The following is a 17,600-nucleotide window of genomic DNA, read 5'->3' as shown; positions in this document are numbered from 1 at the left end:
GAAAGGCTGGTCAGGCGTCGGTTGAGGTTTTGAGTGCGCTGCCGGCCAGCCACTCCTGCCACGACTTGGTCCAGGGCGTCGGCCCGTTGCCGAACTGCAGCTTGCGCGAGGTGCCCGTGACGCGGATGATGTCGCCGCGCTGGGTGAAGTTGTAGAACCAGTGGGCGTTGGTGGTGCTGGCGTTCACGCAGCCGTGGCTGACGTTGCGACGGCCCTGGTCGCCGACCGACCAGGGCGCGGCGTGGAAGAACATGCCGCTGTAGGTCATCCGGACGTTCCACTTGGTGTGGTGCAGATACTCGCCCGGGATGCCGATGGTCGCGGAGTCCATGAGGAAGTCGGGCGCCTTCTCCTGGGCGATCATGGTGCCTGACCAGCTCTCGTAGCCGGGCTTGCCGAGGCTGACCGGGATCCTTTTGACGACCTTGCCGTTGTCACGGACGACGGCCCGGTGGGTCTTGCTGTTGATCGTGGTGATGTGCCGGGGCCCGACGGTGAAGTGCACGGTGCGGTCCTTGAGGCCCCAGAGGTCGCGGCCGATCCGCAGGCCGGCCAGGTGGGCGACCACGGTGACCTTCTCGCCCGTCGGCCAGTACATGCGCGGCCGGTACTGCACCTCCCGGTCGCTCACCCAGCTCCAGGCCCCTTCGACCGGCTTGGACATGTGGACGGTGAGCGACCGCTCGACGGCCGCGCGGTCCTTCTGCGTGGTCACGGGCTTCGACAGCAGGAGCTGGATCGGCATGCCGATGCCGACCTTCTCGCCGTCGAGCGGCGACATGCCGGTCTCGAGCACGCGCTTCGGCTTCAGGGTGGTGAACGCGGCCCGCTCGGTGATCACGTTCCCGCCGTCGGGCGCGGCGGCCTGGACGCGCACGGTGTACGCGGCGGCGGGCTTGAACGGCCAGGTCGGCCGCCACGTCCCGTCGGAGGTCAGGGCGCCGCCGACCGCGCGGCCCTTGGCGTCGACGACGGACACCGCGGTGATCTTGCCGCCGGTGACCTTGACGCCGATCCCGGTGTCCGGCGGCACCTTCTTGGCCCCGTGCGCCGGCGTGATGACCAGCCGGGGCGGCGGGAGGGGCGCCCGCTCAAGCGCGCCGCCAGCGCCGCCAGGCCCGCCCGGGCCGCTCGAGGACGTGCACGCGGCGGTGCAGAGCAGCACCACCGCGCACGTGCTGATGAGTAGGGTGCCGCCGTTCCGCATCGCCGACGCCTCCGATTTCCCCGACACTTAGGCATATGTCCGACTAGGTAGCCCCTTGGTAAGACGATGAGCGTTATGCCCGTGACTGAGAGTAATCATGCTGACATTCTGTGATCGGGTAGGCGATCATGTGGGATGCCGGCGCACATCCCGTACAGGTCAGCGCTTGGGAGCGCGCAGGACGTCGGCGAGGTCGTCGGTCTCCAGCCCCCGGCCCGGCCGCGCCTTGGGCGCGGTGATCCGCATCGGTTTCTCCCAGTACCGGTACTGGGTGGCGAAGTGGCCGCGCAGGATCCGGTCGTCGCCGAGCCCCTTGACCTGCGGCCGGGGGTGCGCGTAGAAGCGCCAGCCGACCCGGTACGGCCAGCCGCGGTCGTCGTACATGTACGTCCACGTCACCTCGGCCGTCCCCAGCCCCGCCCCGGACCCCGCCGCCTCACGGAAGCTGGGCGAGACGCGGTAGAGCTCCTTGAGGGTGATCGTCCCAGTCAAGTTGTAGATGCGCTGGCGGCGGCCGGTCGTATGGTCCTTCTGCCACGACGAGACGGTCTTCTTCACCTTCCCGGACAGCAGCTTGCGCAGCGTGGCGGGCTCCAGCACGTTGACGAACTGGTCGCCGAACGCGGCGGCGGCCCCGCTCGCCCGCCCGACCCGCACCCACGACCTCTTCCCCGGCGCGAGCTGGTACTGCCGCCCGCCCACGCTGATCGTGCGCAGCGTGCCCACGGTGGGCAGCAGGCCGGCGTAATAGGGGTCCTTGGCGGCCTCGTCCACCACCAGGTGCCTGTTGCCGATGCTGAGGTGACGGACGTGCTCGGAGGCGAGCACGCCGGCTCGCCCCAGCTTCACCTTGCCGGTGCCGCGCAGCGCCATGCCGCTGCCGATGAACGTCCGCCTGCCGTTCCGCACCACCTCCCGCGAGATGTCGGTGGAGGCCTGCCCGTAGAACTCGGTCGTCGCCCCGGCCCCGCGCGCGAGCAGGGTGCGCAGGGCGGCGACGGGGTCGGGCTCGGCCGCGACGACGTGCGCGGGGAAGGCGGTGACGAGGGCTAAGGCCACGTTGACGGCATGCATGAGGGACCTCCGGACGAGGAGAAGATCACGGATGGGACGGGGGAATCCAGCGCTTACGGTCACGACCAGCCGTACACCTTCCTGATGGCGGCGCCGATCTCGGTCACCAGGGCCGTGTCGCTGCCGTTGGCGAGCACCGCGTAGCCGGCGCCCAGCTCCGGATAGCCCTGGAACAGCGACCTGAAGCCGTAGTTGGAGCCGTCGTGGGTGTAGGAGAAGCGGTTCGTGCCGGCGTTCGCGATGAACAGGCCGCGGCCCATGCCGGGCTGCGGGCCCTGGCTGAGCAGCGTACGCACCGAGGCCCTGGTCAGCGGGCCGGCGATGTCGCCGGACGCCTTCCAGGCCCGGTTGAGGTAGGAGATGAGGCGGCTCAGGTCGAGGACCGTGGTGTAGAGGCCGGCGGCGGCCGACTCGGGGTAGCGGTTGCGCTTGCCGGCGATGACGGCGCCGGTGGTCGTGTGTCCGGCGGCCAGCTCGAAGCCGGGGGACGCGGCGTACGAGCTGGTCCTCATGCCGAGCGGGGCGAGGACCTGCTCGGTCATGTACTGGTCGAACGGCATGCCGCTCTGCTCCTCCACCATGCGCTGCAGCAGGACGAACCCGCCGCCGGAGTAGTGGTACTCGGCGCCGGGCGCGGTGGTCAGCTCGATCTTCGGCGAGTTGCCCGCACCGTTCATGACCTGCAGCAGCGTCGGCACGGTGGCGCCCGGGCCGTAGCCGGCGAAGCCGCCGCCCCCGGCGTCGAAGCCGGAGCAGACGTCCGCGGGCGAGGTGGAGCCGCGGCCGATGACGCCGGCGCGGTGGGTGAGCAGCCGGTCGATGGTCGGCACGGCGGTCGAGGTGAGGCAGGAGCGGCGCGACAGGGTCCAGTTGAGGAGGGGGCGGACGTCCGCGTTCAGGGCGATCTTCTCGGTCTGCAGCAGGCGCAGCACGCCGACGGACGCGACCGCCTTGCTGATGGAGGCGGCCTGGAAGGCCGTCTCGGGGTGGGCCGCCGCGCCGCTGCCGGCCTCCAGCCAGCCGTAGCCGGTGGACCAGGTGGTCTTGTTGCCGGTGACCACCGCGACGGAGACGCCGGGCGTGTTGTACGCGCTCATCCGCTGCCAGATCGTGCCGCCCGCGACCGCGTTCTCGACCTGCCTGACCCGGTCGGCGGGCAGGGACGGCACCTTGCCGCGCGTGGCGAGCGCCCAGCCGCCCGACGGCGAGAAGGCCAGGGCGTGCACCTGCCAGCCGCCGCCGTGCAGGGTGTTCATGCGGGTGTAGCAGGCGTCGGGGATGTTGCGCGCGAAGTACTCGTCCTGCGCCACGACCACCCAGCCCTTGGCCTTGGGGAAGGCGACGTGGGTGACGCGCCGCCCGCCCTGCGTCAGGTTGCGCATCATCTGGTAGCACTCGTCGTCCACGCCCCGCGCGTAGAAGCCGTTCGTGGCGGCCACGACCCAGCGGTTGCCGCCGGCCGGCGGGAACGCGACGGACATGACCTGCTGCCCGGCGTCATAGTAGGCGGCGATGCGCTGCCGGCACTCCTCGGGCAGTCCGCGCGCCGACAGCCCCTTGTCGGTGGTGATCACCCAGCGGTCGCCGCCCTCGGGCGGGAAGGCCACGCAGTGGATGCGCCGGCCGGCCTTGACCAGCGCGCCCAGCTCGGTGAAGCAGGCGTCGGGGATGCCGCGGGCGAAGTAGCGGCCGTCCTGCGTGACGATCACCCAGCCGCCGGACGGCGTGAAGGCCAGCGCCGTGATGCCGTACGGGGCCAGCTCGCCGAGCTTGCCGTGCGCCTCCGCGGGGACGCCGCTGTCGTAAGAGGGGTAGCCGGCGGCGTACGCGGGGGCGGCGGCGTACGCGGGGGCGGCGGCGTACGCGGGGGCGGCGACGCCCGCACCGGCGGCGGCGCCGGCCAGGGCCAGGAAACGACGACGATCCATCACAATGACTCCCTTCGGGGCGGACCATGATCCTATTGGGCGGAACGCCCGCTCCTGGCGTCTGTCACGCACAGGTCGGCGAAGCCCCTCGAACAGGCCAAACTTCGCCTTTCCCGACCACCGGCCGGCCGCGTACGGAAACAAGTACGGCGTAGGGCAGAACGTCCGAAGGAGAGCCACGATGCGCGGAGCAGTGCTGCACGGTCCAGGCGACGTCCGCGTCGAGGAGCGCCGTGACCCGGAGATCGTCGCACCCACCGACGCGATCATCCGCCTGACCGCGGCCTGCGTCTGCGGCTCCGACCTGTGGCCCTACCGGGGCCTGGAGGAGAACGGCGACCCGGCTCCCATGGGCCACGAGTACGTCGGCGTCGTCGAGGAGGTCGGCCCCGAGGTCACCACGGTCCGGCCGGGCCAGTTCGTGGTCGGCTCGTTCTGGGCCTCCGACAACACCTGCGAGATCTGCCGGGCCGGCTACCAGAGCGGCTGCGTCAACCGTGTCCTGATGGCCTCGATCGGCACCCAGGCGCAGTTCGCCCGCATCCCGCTCGCCGACGGCACACTCGTCGCCACCCCCGGCATGCCCGAGCCCGAGCTGATCCCGAGCCTGCTGGCCGCCTCCGACGTGCTGGGCACCGGCTGGTTCGGCGCCGTCGCCGCCGCGGCGGGCCCGGGGAAGACCGTGGTGGTCGTCGGTGATGGCGCGGTCGGCCTGTGCGGGGTACTGGCCGCCCGGCACTTCGGCGCCGAACGGATCATCGCGATGAGCCGCCACGAGTCCCGCCAGGAGCTGGCCCGCCGATTCGGCGCCACCGACATCGTGACCGAGCGCGGCGACGAGGGCGTGGCGCGGATCATGGAGCTGACGAACGGGCTCGGCGCCCACAGCGTCATCGAGGCGGTCGGCACACAGAGCTCGATGACGCAGGCCATGCGCTCCACCAGGCCCGGCGGCCACATCGGGTTCGTCGGGTACGCCCACGACGTGGCGCTGCCGGGCGACGAGCTGTTCTTCTCCCTCGTCCACCTGCACGGCGGCCCCGCCCCCGTACGCGAGTACCTGCCCGAGCTCATCGACCTCATCTGGCGCCGCGTCATCGACCCCGGGCAGGTCTTCGACCTGACCCTGCCGCTGGAGCAGGCCGCCGAGGGCTACCGGGCGATGGACGAGCGCCGCGCCGTCAAGGTACTCCTCACGCCGTAGCCGCGCCCAGGCCGGGGACCCGGTCGTGCAGGCGGACGGTGGCCGCGGTCTCGGCGGTCGCGCCGGGGCGGCTGACGTACCGCACGATCTTGAAGGCGGCGGTCAGCGTGCTCGGCGTGATCTCCAGCATCAGGTAGCCGCGGTGGCGCAGATGCAGCTTCAGGCGCGGGTTGACGGCCGGCAGCGGATCGGTGACCGGGTCGACGTCGGTGCCGTCGCCACCGGTGGTGATCGAGGTGACGGCGAACTCGGCGCCGATCGGGCGGGCCGCGGGGTCGTCGTAGTCGAGGACGAGGTCGCCCGCCCAATGCGCGTGCACGTCGCCGGTCAGCACGGCGACGTTGCGCGCGCCTGCCTCCACCCAGCCTTCGCTGACGCGCATGCGGGCGGCGGTGTAGCCGTCCCAGGCGTCCTGGCGTACGAGCCTTCCCGGGCCGGGGTCGCGGTCGCGCTGGCCGAAGAAGACCTGCTGGCCGACGAGGTCCCAGCGGGCGCGCGAGCGGTGGAAACCGTCGAGCAGCCACTGCTCCTGGTCCAGGCCCAGCATCGTGCGGCTGGGCCCGTCCGGCGCCGGGCAGTCGTTGAAGCCGGCGCCGCACAGGTGCGGGTCGCGGTATTGCCGGGTGTCGAGCACGTGCAGGGTGGCCAGGCCGCCCCACCGCAGCCGCCGGTAGAGCTGGACGGCGGTGCCACCGGGGCGGGCGGCGGGGCGTAGCGGCAGGTGCTCGTAGTACGCGCGGAAGGCGGCCTGACGGCGCTCGGCGGGGATCAGGTTGGTCCAGTTGTTGACCACCTCGTGGTCGTCCATGACGGCCACCCAGGGCGCGGCGGCGTGGGCGGCGCGCAGGTCGGGGTCGGTCTTGTAGAGGGCGTGGCGGCGCCGGTAGTCGGCCAGCGTGACGGCCTCGGGCCCGCCGTGGTCACGGACGTTGCCGCCGGGGCCGAGCAGGTGGTCGCTGCCCTGCTCGTAGATGTAGTCGCCGAGGTTGAGCACGAGGTCGGGCTGTTCGGCGGCGATTGCGGCGTAGGCGGTGAAGTAGCCGTGCTGGTAGTTGGCGCAGGAGCAGACCGCCATGCGCAGCGGGCGGCCGATCGTGCCGGGGGCGGGGGCGGTGAGCGTGCGGCCGGTGGGCGAGACGTACGGGCCGGCCTTGAAGCGGTACCAGTACGGACGGCCGGGCCGCAGCCCGGTCACCGTGACGTGCACGCTGTGCGCCCAGTCGCGGACGGCCAGTTCAGTGCCGCTGCGGACGACGGTCCTGCCCGCCGGGTCGGCGAGGACCTGCCACTGGACCGGCACCGGCTCCTGCGGCATCCCGCCGAACCCGTCCTCGGCCAGCGGGTCCGGCGCGAGCCGCGTCCACAGCACGAACCCGCCCGGGTCGGGGTCGCCACTGGCGACGCCCAGCGTGAACGGCTCGCCGAAATCGGCTGACGGCACCAGGGACGGCAGGCCGGTCGTGAACCCCGCCGCCAGGAAGGACCTCCTGCTCAACACAGCAAGCATGATTGCCGCGGCCACCGCCTATGCGGACGAGGACACGCCAGCCACCCGAGATCTGGGCACTCCACCCGACCTCTTTCGCCGTATATGTCACGAATGTTACAGAGGTAACTCCAACCCCTCGCCCCTCTGACACCCCGGTGTTAACCTGACGGCGCGCCTGTCCGCTCGGCTTCCAGCACCAGGAAGGTGACCGTTACGCATGCCCCCTGTAAACGTTTCCCGTAGGAGCCTCTTCACCATCGGCGCAGGTACGGCCGCTGCCGCCGCGCTGGCCTCCCAGCCGGCGCTCGCCGCAGAAGGCCGCTTCCAGCTCACCGCCCCCTCGACCTCCCTCATCTGGAAGAAGGCCCTGTACGACGAGACCGTCCTGCAGTCCTTCGCCTTCGACAACCGCAACGGCCACATCTACACGCTGCAGGTGAAGAACGGCTCCGGCTCCAACGCGGCCGGCGACCTCTGCCTGACCAAGCTCAGCCTGTCCGGCGCGATCCTCGGGCACATGTACCTCATGGGGTTCGGGCACGGCGTGCAGTGCGGGGTGGAGCCGTCCGGCACGTCGGCGTACCTGTGGACGGAGACGGACGGCATCCCCGACGGCACCAGCTCGCGCGGCACCAAGCTCGCCCGGTTCAGGTTCGTCGACGGGCAGACGCTGACCCCCTCGTCGCCGGAGCTCACCAAGCACGAGCCGATCGCCGGGGTCCGCAACGTCACCTGTACGATCGACCCCTCCACCAACCGCATCGTCATGCGCTACAACGACAACGGCACCTTCCGCTACGCCGTCTACCCGCTGGGGCAGTTCAAGGCGGGCCGGTACGAACCGATCTTCCACGTCGCCCAGCCGGGCGGGCTCGGCACCTTCCAGGGGTACGCCGTCTACGGGAACTTCGCCTACATGCTGGACGGCACCGCCTACAGCGACAGCAACCCGCCGCCCGGCAACGCCCACGTCACCTGCTTCGACCTGCGCACCGGCGAGCAGGTCCAGCGGGCCCGCACGGAGGCGGGCCGGTCACTCGACTTCCGCGAGCCCGAGGGCATGGGCATCCAGATCGCCGCCGGCCGTCCCCGGCTGTGCCTGGGGCTGGCGTCGGGCGAGTCAGGGGCCCGGGTGGCCAACATCTTCTACAAGAGCGAACTGATCTGACCCGCTGAGGGGCCGGGCGGACCGCCGCCCGGCCCCGCTGTCGGAAACCGCCACCGCCCAGAACGCGGTCCAGAACCACGCGGTGGGCAAGGTCATCGTCGACCCCACCACCTGACGCCCGGGCGTTCGCGGACGCGAGTGGCCAGCGTCCGCGAACGCAGCGCGGCCGGCTCTCTGACCAGGCGTCACAAGGCCCCTTCGATCATCAAACTGCGCGAACGGCAACCAAATGGTCATCTGACCGAAACGAAGAGTGCAGAGACTGGCCGCTCAGGCGTTGTACGGGGAGGAGACCACGTGGACATCGATCATTCGAGCATGCGCAAGAGCGGCCGGGCGATCCACGACGGCGGTGGCGAGTTCGGCGAGGCCGTGAACAGGGCCTGGCAGACGCTCGGGCCGCTGGTCCCTTACTTCGGCAATCCCGACAGCGACGAGGCGGCCCGTATCTTCCGCCGTGGCCAGGACGGTCACCCGGGCTTCGACGCCGCCTGCGACGACCTGGGCACGGCGCTGCGCGACCTGACGGAGTCGTACAAGGCGATCGGGGACGCCGTGGTGGCGATGAGCTCGAACGTCAAGGACGCCGAGTGGGCCAGCATGATGGTCAGGAACGAGCACCTCAAGGCGCTCAAGGAGTTCGCGGAGCGCGAGGACCGACCACTCGCCGTGCCGTCCACTCCGGTAGAGCGCGACTGAGGAGCCGCGCGTGCCCATCGGACTCGCGACCAAGGTCGCCGCGGGCGGGATGGCCGGCGCGGGTGCGGCGGGCATCCTGGCGCCCGAGTTCCTGTTCGGCATCTCCTACCTCGAAGGCGACCCCGCCACGATCAGGAAGGCGGCCGACGTACTCGACGACGTCGCCGACACCATCGACGAGCACTTCAGGACCGCGAACGCGGCCGCCACCGCCGTGTGGACCACCAGCGCCGGCCCCGCGGTGTCGCAGTTCAAGAAGTTCTGGACCGAGCAGTACGGCCCCGTCGTCCTGGAGGTGTCGCTCAGGCACCGCAAGGCCGCCGTCGCCTGCCGCGCCTACGCCGACGTGATCGAGAAGGTCAACCACGCGATCAAGGTGCTGTGCTACATCCTGACCGTGGACATGATGTTCACGATCGGCTACCAGGTGCTGACCTGGAAGATCTTCCAGGCGATCATGAAGCGGCAGGCGCTGCTGTTCCAGCAGACCGCGCACTGGTTCATCGCCATGCTGATCCCGACGTGGCTGTACTGGGTGCTCGACAGCGCCACCTACGCCACCGGGCAGGTGGTGCTGCCGCTGGCCATCAACAAGCTGGGCGGCATCAAGACCGACATGTCGGGCAACGAGGTGCAGTCGCTGGAGCACAACCTCACGACGTTCAGCGAGCACTTCTACGCCAACATGATCTTCGACAGCGTGGTCGACGGCGGCTCCGCGCTGATGACCAAGGTGCCGGGCCTGCGCGCGGTCGCCCAGAACGTCGAGCTGCCGAACGGGGTGACGCTGAACACCGGCAACTTCCTGCCCAGAATGACGGCCTCGACGGCGTACTCGATGACCGTGGACGTCCAGCACGGCGACAACCCGCTGCCGGGCACCGAGCACGGGCTGACCGAGGAGGAGATGTACCAGAAGTTCATCGTGCACGGCACCCGCAGCCTCATCCCCCGCGTCTGACGCCTCACAGGTAGGGGCGGGTGACCTCCATGACGTGGCGGGCCGCGTCCTCCGTAGCCCGCCGCGAGGCCTCCAGGATGGCCTCGGCCAGCTCCTGCGAGCCCAGCCGCATCGCACGGGGGTCGATCCGCAGGCCGGTCAGCTGGCCGGACGCGGTGACGCGCACCCTGACCTTGCCGTCGGGGCTCGCCGCCTCACCGGAGACGTCGCCGACGAGGCCCATGACGTCGGAGAGTTCGCGCGAGTTCGCCTTGAACTCCGCCATGACCCGGTCGAGTTGGGGGTCACCGGTCCGTAGATCGCGTTCTGCCATCCCGCATTATCTACAGAACACCCATATAGGTGGCAATGAGTAAATATCGGGCATCAGCGGGTGTGAGAACGGACATCCCTCTCGGTCACGCCCGTTCCGCCAGGTGGCCGGCGAGGTGCGCGACCACCTCCCGCGCGTCCTCCTCGATGCCGTTGATGAACGTCGACCTGCGCCGCCGCAGCACCGGCAGGCCCAGCGCGTACAGTCCAGGCGCGTCCACCACGCCACCGTCGTGGCGCAGGAAACCCTTCTCGTCGAGCACGGGCACGTCCAGCCAGCCGTAGTCGGGACGGAAGCCGGTCGCCCAGACGATCGTGGCGATCTCGCCGGAGTTCAGGTCGAGCTGCCAGCGCGCGGAGGCCGGCACCCGGGTCGGCTCGAACCGCTCGGGCGGCCCCGCCTCACCGTCGCGGCCGCTCTCGCGCGCCCATGCGTCGAACGCGTCCAGCAGCCGGTTCATCTTCAGGTCGGCCAGCGAGAACACGTTGCGCAGCCCGCCGGAGAACAGCGCCTTCCCGTCGCGCAGGGCGGCCCAGCGGCCCACCAGCTCGACCCCCGTCGCCGTCAGCGCGTTGAGGTCGAGCGTGGCCCGCTCGGGCGTGCCCACGAGCTGGGGCGACGGCAGCCGCCTCGCCCTGGTCAGGTCGTCCAGCTCGTCGTGGCGCTGGTCCCACACGCCGGAGGCGTCCATCCACCACAGCACGTCGCGCCCGCGGTAGGTGCGGGGCAGCCGGACGTGCTCGCCCACCGAGAGCGTGACGGGACGGCCCGAGGCGCGCAGCTCGGCGGCCAGTTGCACGCCGGTCGCCGAGGCGCCGACGACGAGCACGCCGCCCTCGGGCAGCCTGCCGGGCTCGCGGTAGTCGTACGGCGTGAGCTGCTTCACCTGCGGCGGCACCGAAGTGCTGAAGGACGGCACCGACGGCAGGTTGCAGGCGCCGCTGGCGATCACCACCGTGCGGCAGGCGATCTCGCCGCGGTCGGTGGTGACGTGGTAGCCGTCACCGGACGGCCGTACGGACGTGACGGTCGTCCCGGTACGCACGGGCGCCCCCGCGAGCGCGGCGAACCGCTCGATGAACTGCGTCACTTCCTTCGTGGTCATGTAGCCGTCGGGGTCGGGCCCGTCGTAGGCCAGGCCCGGCAGGCGGCTCTGCCAGTTGGGGGTGAGCAGGCGGAAGGAGTCCCACCGTTCGCGCCGCCAGGAGTTGGCCACCTCGCCGCGCTCGATCACCAGGTGGTCGATCGAGCGCGCGCGCAGGAAGTGCGAGGCGGCGAGGCCGGCGTGCCCCGCGCCGATGACGACCGTCGTGACCCGTTCGATGATGCTTCGCTCCCTCAGGCGACTTCGACGGTGACGTTCGTCGGGTTGGTGAGGGCGTCGAAGACGGCCGAGCGCTTCTGCGACTGGGCGACCAGGGCCTCGATGTCCTCGCGCGAGGCGTCGGCGTCGATCTCGAACGTCACCTTGATGTCGTTGAAGCCGTTGCGCACGTCGCTGTCGGCGCCGAGGATGCCGCGGATGTCGTGGACGCCCTCCAGCTTGGCCTCGACCGAGCGGAGCTGGATGCCGCGGTTCTGGGCGACGGAGGCCACGCCGGCGGTCAGGCAGCTCGCCAGGCCGACCAGCAGGTACTCGATCGGGGTGATGCCGTTGTCCTCGGCCGCGAAGACCTCGGGATGGTCGGCGTCGAAGACCGCCTCCTTGCGGTGGCTGCGCTCCTCGCCGAGGCCGAAGAACTCCTTGACCGTGGTGGTGCTGTGGACGCCGTTCTGCCATTTGGAGGAGGCCCGCCAGACGAACTGGGCGGCCTCGGGCGCACCCTTGAGCGCTTCGCGCGCTTCGAGCAGTGCCTGTACGTTGACACCGTTGGTGACCGTGGTCATAGCTCTCGCCCTTCGCTTCCGGGTATTCCGGTAGGTATTTGACCATATACCGGGAGTGGCGGCTACCATAAGCCCCATGTCGCAGCCAGCAAGAACGTCCGAGGCCGGCTCCGTGGGCGTCGTCGAAACGTTCCACCTCGACCTTCCGGACCCCGTACGGCTCGACTGCGGCAGGGAGCTGCACCCGGTGCGGGTGGCGTACGAGACCTACGGCACCCTCTCCCCCGAGCGCGACAACGTCATCCTGGTCTGCCACGCGCTGAGCGGCGACGCCCACGCGGCCGGCGTGGCCAAGGCGCCGCCCGAGTCGGGCACCCGCGACGGCTTCGGCGCCGAGGAGCGCGACGGGTCGAGCGCCAAGGGGCTCGGCTGGTGGGACGGCATGATCGGCCCCGGCAAGGCGTTCGACACCGACCGCTATTTCGTGATCTCCACCAACCTGCTCGGCGGCTGCCGCGGCACCACAGGCCCGTCCTCGACCGACCCGGCCACCGGCCGTCCCTACGGGTCCGACTTCCCGGTCATCACGGTCGGCGACATGGTCCGCACCCAGCGCGCCTTCCTCGACGCCCTCGGCATCGAGCGGCTCGCGGCCGTGGCCGGCGGCTCGCTCGGCGGCATGCAGGCGCTGGAATGGGCGATCAGCTACCCCGACCAGGTCGACGCCGTCGTGGCCATCGCCAGCACCCACGCGCTGCACCCGCAGGGCGTCGCATGGAACGCCATCGCCCGCGAGGCGATCATGCGCGACCCGGCCTGGCAGGGCGGCCACTACTACGGCACGGGCCGCGCCCCCGACGCCGGCATGGGCATCGGCCGGATGGTCGGCCACATCACCTACCTGTCGGCGCCCGCGCTGGAGGAGAAGTTTTCCCGGCGGCTGCAGTTCGCCGACGACCTGCGCTACACGATCACCGAGCCCGAGTTCGAGGTGGAGAGCTATCTGCGTCACCAGGCCGACTCGTTCGTCAAGCGCTTCGACGCCAACACCTACCTCTACATCTCGCGCGCGCTGACCTACTTCGACCTCGCCAGGCAGCACGGCGGCGGGTCGCTGAAGCGGGCGCTCGAGGACGTGCGGGCGCGGACGCTGCTGATCGCGTTCAGCTCCGACTGGCTCTACCCGCCGGCGGCCTCGCAGGACATCGACCGGGCGCTGCGCTCTCAGGGCAAGCCGGTAGAGTTCGAGGTGATCGACGCGCCGTACGGCCACGACTGCTTCCTGCTGGAAGAAGCGCGGCAGACGCCCATCATCCGCCGGTTCCTTGCCCGAGGCGGGGCCGGGTGACGTCGAGGAAGAGGCACTGGTGACCGAGCAACACCCCCGTCAAGAGCAGGCCCGCGCCTTCGGGTTCGAGACCCGGCAGCTGCATGCCGGGCAGCGGCCCGACCCCAACACGGGAGCACGTGCCGTACCGATATTTCAGACCACCAGCTACGTCTTCGAGGACCCCGAGTCCGCGGCGGCGTACTTCAACCTCCAGGAATACGGCAACACCTACTCCCGGATCATGAATCCCACGGTCGCCGTGTTCGAGGAGCGGGTGGCCAACCTGGAGGGCGGCAGCGGCGCCGTGGCGTTCGCCAGCGGCATCGCCGCCCAGGCCGCCGCGCTGTTCACGCTGCTGGAGCCGGGCGACCACGTCGTGTCGTCGTCGGCGCTCTACGGCGGCACCGTCAACCAGCTCAAGCACCTGCTGCGCAAGATGAACGTCGAGCTGACCTGGGTCGATCCCGACGACCCCGACGCCTGGCGCAAGGCGGTGCAGCCCAACACCAAGGCGTTCTTCGCCGAGACGATCGGCAACCCCTCGGGCAACGTGCTCGACATCGAGCCCGTGGCGGCCATCGCGCACGAGCACGAGCTGCCGCTGATCGTGGACAACACGTTCGCGACGCCTTACCTGTGCCGGCCCATCGAGTGGGGCGCCGACATCGTGATCCACTCGGCGACCAAGTTCATCGGCGGCCACGGCACCAGCATCGGCGGGGTCGTCGTGGAGGCCGGCACGTTCGACTGGTCCAACGGGCGCTTCCCGGTGGTGGCCGACCCGTCGCCCGCCTACCACGGGCTGCGCTTCCACGAGACGTTCGGCATGTACGGCTACCTGATGAAGCTGCGCGCCGAGACGCTGCGCGACCTGGGCGCGGCGATGTCGCCGTTCAACGCGTTCCTGTTCCTGCAGGGCCTGGAGACGCTGTCGCTGCGCATGGAGCGCCACGTCGAGAACGCGCGCAAGGTCGCCGAGTTCCTCGACGGCCACGAGCTGGCCTCCAACGTCAGCCACCCCGGCCTGCCGGGCAGCAAATACCGCCCGCTGGTGGACAAATACCTGCCGCGCGGGGCGGGCGCGGTGTTCTCCTTCGAGTGCGCGGGCGGCCGGGCCGGCGGGCAGGGCCTCATCAGCGGCCTGTCGCTCTGGTCCCACCTGGCCAACGTCGGCGACGCCAAGAGCCTGGTCATCCACCCCGCCAGCACCACCCACCGCCAGCTCAGCGACGACGAGCTGACCGCCGCCGGCGTCGGGCCCGGCTCGGTGCGGCTCTCGGTCGGCACCGAGTCGGTCACCGACCTCATCTGGGACCTCGAGCAGGGCTTCGCCCGCGTCGCCGCGACGATCGGCACCAAGGAGGAGACGGCATGACCGACAGCACGGCCGGCCTGGCCCGCTACCAGGACCCGCTGACCATCCAGCGGGTCCTCCACGCCACCAGGAGCATCGCGATCGTCGGCCTGTCCGGCAACGAGCTGCGGGCCAGCAACTTCGTCGGCTACTACCTCAAGCGCCACGGCTACCAGGTCGTGCCGGTCAACCCGCGCGAGCAGAAGATACTCGGCGAGACCAGCTACCCGAGCCTGTCCGACGTGCCGGTGCCGATCGACCTCGTCAACGTCTTCCGCGCGCCCGACGCGCTGCCCGGCATCGCCCGCGAGGCCGTGCAGATCGGGGCGGGGGCGCTGTGGTGCCAGTTCGGGGTGATCAACGAGGAGGGCGCGCGGATCGCCGAGGACGCCGGCCTGCCCGTGATCATGGACCGCTGCCTCAAGGTCGAGCACGCCCGTTACGTCGGGCGGATGCACTGGCTCGGCTTCAACACCCAGCGCATCACCTCGGTCCGTTCGGGGCTCCAGTAACGGGTGCGATGAGTTTCCGGCGGGTCGCCGGTCTGTTCGGGTGAGCGTCGTACAGAGTCGTACGACGACACCCCGAACACCACCGGAGGACACCGTGACATCCAGCGCTTCCGCGCAGCCCGGCCGCCCGCCCGTCGCCGACCTCGCCACCTGGCAGGCCGCCCGCGACGAGCTGCTGGTCCGCGAGAAGGCCCACACCCGCGAGGGCGACGCCATCGCCGCCGCCCGCCGCCGGCTGCCGATGGTCGAGTTCGACGGTTCCGTCAAGGTCACCGGGCCGGGCGGCCCGGTGCCGTTCCTTGAGCTGTTCCAGGGGCGCGACGAGCTCGTCGTCTACAAGCACATGTGGTACGACGGCGCGCCGCCCCAGGGGCAGTGCGAGGGCTGCACCACCACGGCCTGGCACCTCAAGGACTCCGCCTACCTCAACGCGCGCGGCGTCTCGTTCGCCGTCGTGACCCCCGGCGCGTGGGACGAGGTAGCCGAGTACGTCGCGTTCATGGGCTACACCCAGCCGTGGTACTCCATCCGCGGCGTGGAGGGGCCGGCCGGCGGGCCGACGGGCTATCTCACCAGCTACCTGCGCGACGGCGAGCGCACCTTCCTCACCTACTCGACGACGGGCCGGGGCTGCGAACCCGCCAACCCGTCCCTGGCGCTGCTCGACATGACGCCGTACGGGCGCGGCGAGACCTGGGAGGACAAGCCCGAGGGCTGGCCGGAGGGGGAGCACGCCTGCTGGTACTGGCGTACGGACGCCGAGGGGAACTCGACGTGGGGCGAGACCAGCCGCCCCACGGCCCAGTGGACCCGCCCCGGCGCCACCCCGGTCACCACCCTCGGCCGCCACGGCACCTTCCACTGACGCGCGCTTGACCGGAGGTTCGTCGGCCGCGGTGCCGGCCCCGGTGGAGTACGCCCCGCGCGACTTCGTGCTGCACCTGTTCTCCGCGTTCTGCCAGATGACGTTGCGGCACCCCGCTCCCGGCCGCAGGCGGCGGCTGGGGCCGGGGCAGGTCGCCGTGCTGCTCGCGGGCCTGGCGCACACCCGGCTCGCCTGGCGGGCGATCTCCGCGGCCCGCCGGGGCGGGGGCTCAAGGCGTACGGGCTGCCGGATAATCAGGTGCGCGCCTTGGAGGGCGTCGTTAGCGTGGCGGTGATGATGTACGAGCATCCGCTGGCGTACGTGCTGGGCCTGGAGGGCGTCGCCCTCATGCGGGCCTACACGGGCGGGCACGACCGCGCGTTCGTCGAGGCGCGGCTGGCCGAGATCCGGGCGTTCCTCGACGACGAAAGGCTCGCGGGGGCCGCCGTCGAGGTCGAGCGGGTGGACGTCGCGACGGGTTACCGCATCTGGGCGTCCACCTACGACGGACCCAACAGCGCGTTCGACCTGGACGAGCCGTTCATCAAGGAGGTCGTCGGCGGGCTGCCGGCGGGCGACGCGCTCGACGCCGCGTGCGGCACCGGCCGGATCGCCGCGCTCCTCGCCGCGCGCGGGCACCGGGTGCGCGGGGTCGACGGCTCACCCGACATGCTGGCGCGGGCGCGCGAGCGGGTGCCTGACGCGGAGTTCCTGCCCGGTGAGCTGGCCGCGTTGCCGCTGCCCGACGCGTGCGTCGATCTGGTGGTGTGCTCGCTGGCGCTCACGCACGTGCCGGCGCTTGATCCGGTGCTGGCCGAGTTCGCGCGGGTGCTGCGGCCCGGCGGTCACGCAGTGCTCTCCGACATCCATCCCGACGGGGTGGCGCGGGGCGTGGTGCCGCCCGTACGGCTGCCCGGCGGCCGTCCCGCGCGGGTGGCCACCCACCATCACCCGGTCGGTGACTACGTGCGGGCCGCGCTCGCGGCCGGGCTGCACGTACGGCGTTGCGAAGAACCGCGGCATCCGGCGGGCGAGCCGCGCGAGCGTACCGACGTGCTGGAGCCGTGGGACGTGTGGCCGTGGGCGCTCTGCGACCTGGCCCCCGAGGCGGCGCACGCCGCGATCGCCGGAACGCCGTCCATGCTGTTCTGGCACTTCCAGCGGTAGGCCGTCAGGTGGGCAGGGTGGAGGCGTCGTCGCCGGCGCGGTAGTTGCGCAGCGCGACCGCCAGCCCGCTCTCCTGCTTGCTGAGGGCATCGGCCAGGAGACCAAGGCCGACGCCGATGTTCTCGAGTTGCGGGCCCCGTGCCTCCCAGTAGGAGCGGCCGTACTCGTCGTCGGTCAGCGCGACGTGTACGGCGTTCTTCACGGTCGTGTACCGGGTGGTCGTCCTGGACGTGATGCCGGCCAATGCGCCCGTCCCGGTGGCGATCCGGCGTAGCTGGGCCTTGCTGTAAACGACTCCGTCAAGCTTCACAGCCTGGAAGCGTAGCGAGGACGAACGCCCGTTATAAGGGTTTCTGTGGTGTTCCGTGCTGCGGGAGTGATAGAAGATCTTCAGTGATCGAGGAGGGCCCCCTGGAAACGCGTGCCGATGCCTGCTTCCCGTGGACGGAGAAGAAGTAGATGCCGCTCGATCCGAACCTGGTGCCCGACATCGTCAAGCCGC

Annotated in this window: 18 protein-coding genes; 10 read left to right on the top strand and 8 right to left on the bottom strand. The window is 70.9% G+C overall.

What is annotated here, in order from left to right; translation table 11 throughout:
- Positions 1 to 10: 10 nt before the first annotated feature.
- The 3 genes from ACFFR3_RS37480 to ACFFR3_RS37470 form a co-directional block, all read right to left on the bottom strand.
- Positions 11 to 1,207 (bottom strand): L,D-transpeptidase, encoded by a 1,197-nt coding sequence (locus ACFFR3_RS37480; protein WP_345385223.1) that lies wholly within the window; start codon positions 1,205 to 1,207, stop codon positions 11 to 13.
- A 159-nt stretch (positions 1,208 to 1,366) separates the two neighbouring features.
- Complete coding sequence (locus tag ACFFR3_RS37475; protein ID WP_345385224.1) at positions 1,367 to 2,281, bottom strand: hypothetical protein; 915 nt, start codon at positions 2,279 to 2,281, stop codon at positions 1,367 to 1,369.
- Positions 2,282 to 2,340: 59 nt separating this feature from the next.
- Entirely contained in the window at positions 2,341 to 4,209 is a 1,869-nt protein-coding gene (locus ACFFR3_RS37470; protein ID WP_379484663.1) for a serine hydrolase domain-containing protein, read from the bottom strand.
- 181 nt (positions 4,210 to 4,390) lie between these two features.
- Here ACFFR3_RS37470 and ACFFR3_RS37465 point away from each other — a divergent pair, with 181 nt between their 5' ends.
- Positions 4,391 to 5,413: a zinc-dependent alcohol dehydrogenase family protein gene (locus ACFFR3_RS37465; RefSeq protein WP_345385226.1), complete on the top strand. Its 1,023-nt coding sequence runs from the start codon at positions 4,391 to 4,393 to the stop codon at positions 5,411 to 5,413.
- On the opposite strand, the gene ACFFR3_RS37460 is transcribed toward ACFFR3_RS37465, so the two are convergent.
- A complete protein-coding gene (locus ACFFR3_RS37460) occupies positions 5,403 to 6,911 on the bottom strand; it encodes an alkaline phosphatase D family protein (protein ID WP_379484662.1) in 1,509 nt (502 codons plus the stop codon). The genes ACFFR3_RS37465 and ACFFR3_RS37460 overlap by 11 nt on opposite strands.
- Positions 6,912 to 7,119: 208 nt before the next feature.
- Between ACFFR3_RS37460 and ACFFR3_RS37455 the strand changes: the two genes are divergently transcribed.
- From ACFFR3_RS37455 to ACFFR3_RS37445, 3 genes are all read left to right on the top strand, one after another.
- On the top strand, positions 7,120 to 8,070 hold the full coding sequence (locus ACFFR3_RS37455) for a phage baseplate protein (RefSeq protein WP_364384077.1): 951 nt from the start codon (positions 7,120 to 7,122) through the stop codon (positions 8,068 to 8,070).
- Between the two features lie 297 nt (positions 8,071 to 8,367).
- Positions 8,368 to 8,769, top strand: a complete 402-nt coding sequence (locus ACFFR3_RS37450; RefSeq protein ID WP_345385227.1) for a hypothetical protein — start codon at positions 8,368 to 8,370, stop codon at positions 8,767 to 8,769.
- A gap of 10 nt (positions 8,770 to 8,779) precedes the next feature.
- Positions 8,780 to 9,730 carry a WXG100-like domain-containing protein gene (locus ACFFR3_RS37445; RefSeq protein ID WP_364384080.1) on the top strand — a complete coding sequence of 317 codons (951 nt, stop codon included), beginning with the start codon at positions 8,780 to 8,782 and terminating at the stop codon, positions 9,728 to 9,730.
- Between the two features lie 4 nt (positions 9,731 to 9,734).
- Here ACFFR3_RS37445 and ACFFR3_RS37440 read toward each other — a convergent pair whose 3' ends face one another.
- From ACFFR3_RS37440 to ACFFR3_RS37430, 3 genes are all read right to left on the bottom strand, one after another.
- Positions 9,735 to 10,043 (bottom strand): YbaB/EbfC family nucleoid-associated protein, encoded by a 309-nt coding sequence (locus ACFFR3_RS37440; protein WP_379484661.1) that lies wholly within the window; start codon positions 10,041 to 10,043, stop codon positions 9,735 to 9,737.
- 85 nt (positions 10,044 to 10,128) lie between these two features.
- Positions 10,129 to 11,343, bottom strand: coding sequence for an NAD(P)-binding domain-containing protein (locus ACFFR3_RS37435; protein ID WP_379484709.1), 1,215 nt, complete (start codon positions 11,341 to 11,343; stop codon positions 10,129 to 10,131).
- Between the two features lie 38 nt (positions 11,344 to 11,381).
- The gene (locus ACFFR3_RS37430) at positions 11,382 to 11,930 is read right to left on the bottom strand and encodes an OsmC family protein (RefSeq protein WP_345385230.1); all 549 of its coding nucleotides are present in this window, start codon (positions 11,928 to 11,930) and stop codon (positions 11,382 to 11,384) included.
- Positions 11,931 to 12,006: 76 nt separating this feature from the next.
- On the opposite strand from ACFFR3_RS37430, the gene metX reads away from it, so the two are divergent.
- The 6 genes from metX (at position 12,007) to ACFFR3_RS37400 (ending at position 17,098) form a co-directional block, all read left to right on the top strand.
- Positions 12,007 to 13,218, top strand: a complete 1,212-nt coding sequence (gene metX, locus ACFFR3_RS37425) for a homoserine O-acetyltransferase MetX (protein ID WP_379484660.1) — start codon at positions 12,007 to 12,009, stop codon at positions 13,216 to 13,218.
- A gap of 19 nt (positions 13,219 to 13,237) precedes the next feature.
- On the top strand, positions 13,238 to 14,575 hold the full coding sequence (locus ACFFR3_RS37420) for an O-acetylhomoserine aminocarboxypropyltransferase/cysteine synthase family protein (protein ID WP_364384090.1): 1,338 nt from the start codon (positions 13,238 to 13,240) through the stop codon (positions 14,573 to 14,575).
- Positions 14,572 to 15,066, top strand: coding sequence for a CoA-binding protein (locus tag ACFFR3_RS37415; RefSeq protein ID WP_345385232.1), 495 nt, complete (start codon positions 14,572 to 14,574; stop codon positions 15,064 to 15,066). The genes ACFFR3_RS37420 and ACFFR3_RS37415 overlap by 4 nt, the downstream gene beginning before the upstream one ends.
- A gap of 94 nt (positions 15,067 to 15,160) precedes the next feature.
- Positions 15,161 to 15,931, top strand: a complete 771-nt coding sequence (locus ACFFR3_RS37410; RefSeq protein WP_364384096.1) for a DUF899 family protein — start codon at positions 15,161 to 15,163, stop codon at positions 15,929 to 15,931.
- Between the two features lie 7 nt (positions 15,932 to 15,938).
- A complete protein-coding gene (locus ACFFR3_RS37405) occupies positions 15,939 to 16,226 on the top strand; it encodes a hypothetical protein (protein ID WP_379484659.1) in 288 nt (95 codons plus the stop codon).
- Positions 16,199 to 17,098: a class I SAM-dependent methyltransferase gene (locus ACFFR3_RS37400; RefSeq protein ID WP_364384102.1), complete on the top strand. Its 900-nt coding sequence runs from the start codon at positions 16,199 to 16,201 to the stop codon at positions 17,096 to 17,098. Before ACFFR3_RS37405 ends, ACFFR3_RS37400 begins: the two co-directional genes overlap by 28 nt.
- Positions 17,099 to 17,102: 4 nt before the next feature.
- On the opposite strand, the gene ACFFR3_RS37395 is transcribed toward ACFFR3_RS37400, so the two are convergent.
- Positions 17,103 to 17,408: a hypothetical protein gene (locus ACFFR3_RS37395; protein WP_345385235.1), complete on the bottom strand. Its 306-nt coding sequence runs from the start codon at positions 17,406 to 17,408 to the stop codon at positions 17,103 to 17,105.
- Positions 17,409 to 17,600: the final 192 nt, after the last annotated feature.

The sequence above is a fragment of the Nonomuraea salmonea genome (assembly GCF_042428605.1).
GTDB classification, from domain to species: domain Bacteria; phylum Actinomycetota; class Actinomycetes; order Streptosporangiales; family Streptosporangiaceae; genus Nonomuraea; species Nonomuraea salmonea.
The sequence above is the reverse complement of the archived record's forward strand: the minus strand, read 5'-3'. Positions and strand labels throughout refer to the sequence as shown.

Bases quoted from the DNA above. Each gene is read 5' to 3' on its own strand.
- ACFFR3_RS37475 (WP_345385224.1), bottom strand. From the start codon at position 2,281: ATGCATGCCGTCAACGTGGCCTTAGCCCTCGTCACCGCCTTCCCCGCG.
- ACFFR3_RS37470 (WP_379484663.1), bottom strand. From the start codon at position 4,209: ATGGATCGTCGTCGTTTCCTGGCCCTGGCCGGCGCCGCCGCCGGTGCG.
- metX (WP_379484660.1), top strand. From the start codon at position 12,007: ATGTCGCAGCCAGCAAGAACGTCCGAGGCCGGCTCCGTGGGCGTCGTC.
- ACFFR3_RS37465 (WP_345385226.1), top strand. From the start codon at position 4,391: ATGCGCGGAGCAGTGCTGCACGGTCCAGGCGACGTCCGCGTCGAGGAG.
- ACFFR3_RS37430 (WP_345385230.1), bottom strand. From the start codon at position 11,930: ATGACCACGGTCACCAACGGTGTCAACGTACAGGCACTGCTCGAAGCG.
- ACFFR3_RS37415 (WP_345385232.1), top strand. From the start codon at position 14,572: ATGACCGACAGCACGGCCGGCCTGGCCCGCTACCAGGACCCGCTGACC.
- ACFFR3_RS37440 (WP_379484661.1), bottom strand. From the start codon at position 10,043: ATGGCAGAACGCGATCTACGGACCGGTGACCCCCAACTCGACCGGGTC.
- ACFFR3_RS37480 (WP_345385223.1), bottom strand. From the start codon at position 1,207: ATGCGGAACGGCGGCACCCTACTCATCAGCACGTGCGCGGTGGTGCTG.
- ACFFR3_RS37455 (WP_364384077.1), top strand. From the start codon at position 7,120: ATGCCCCCTGTAAACGTTTCCCGTAGGAGCCTCTTCACCATCGGCGCA.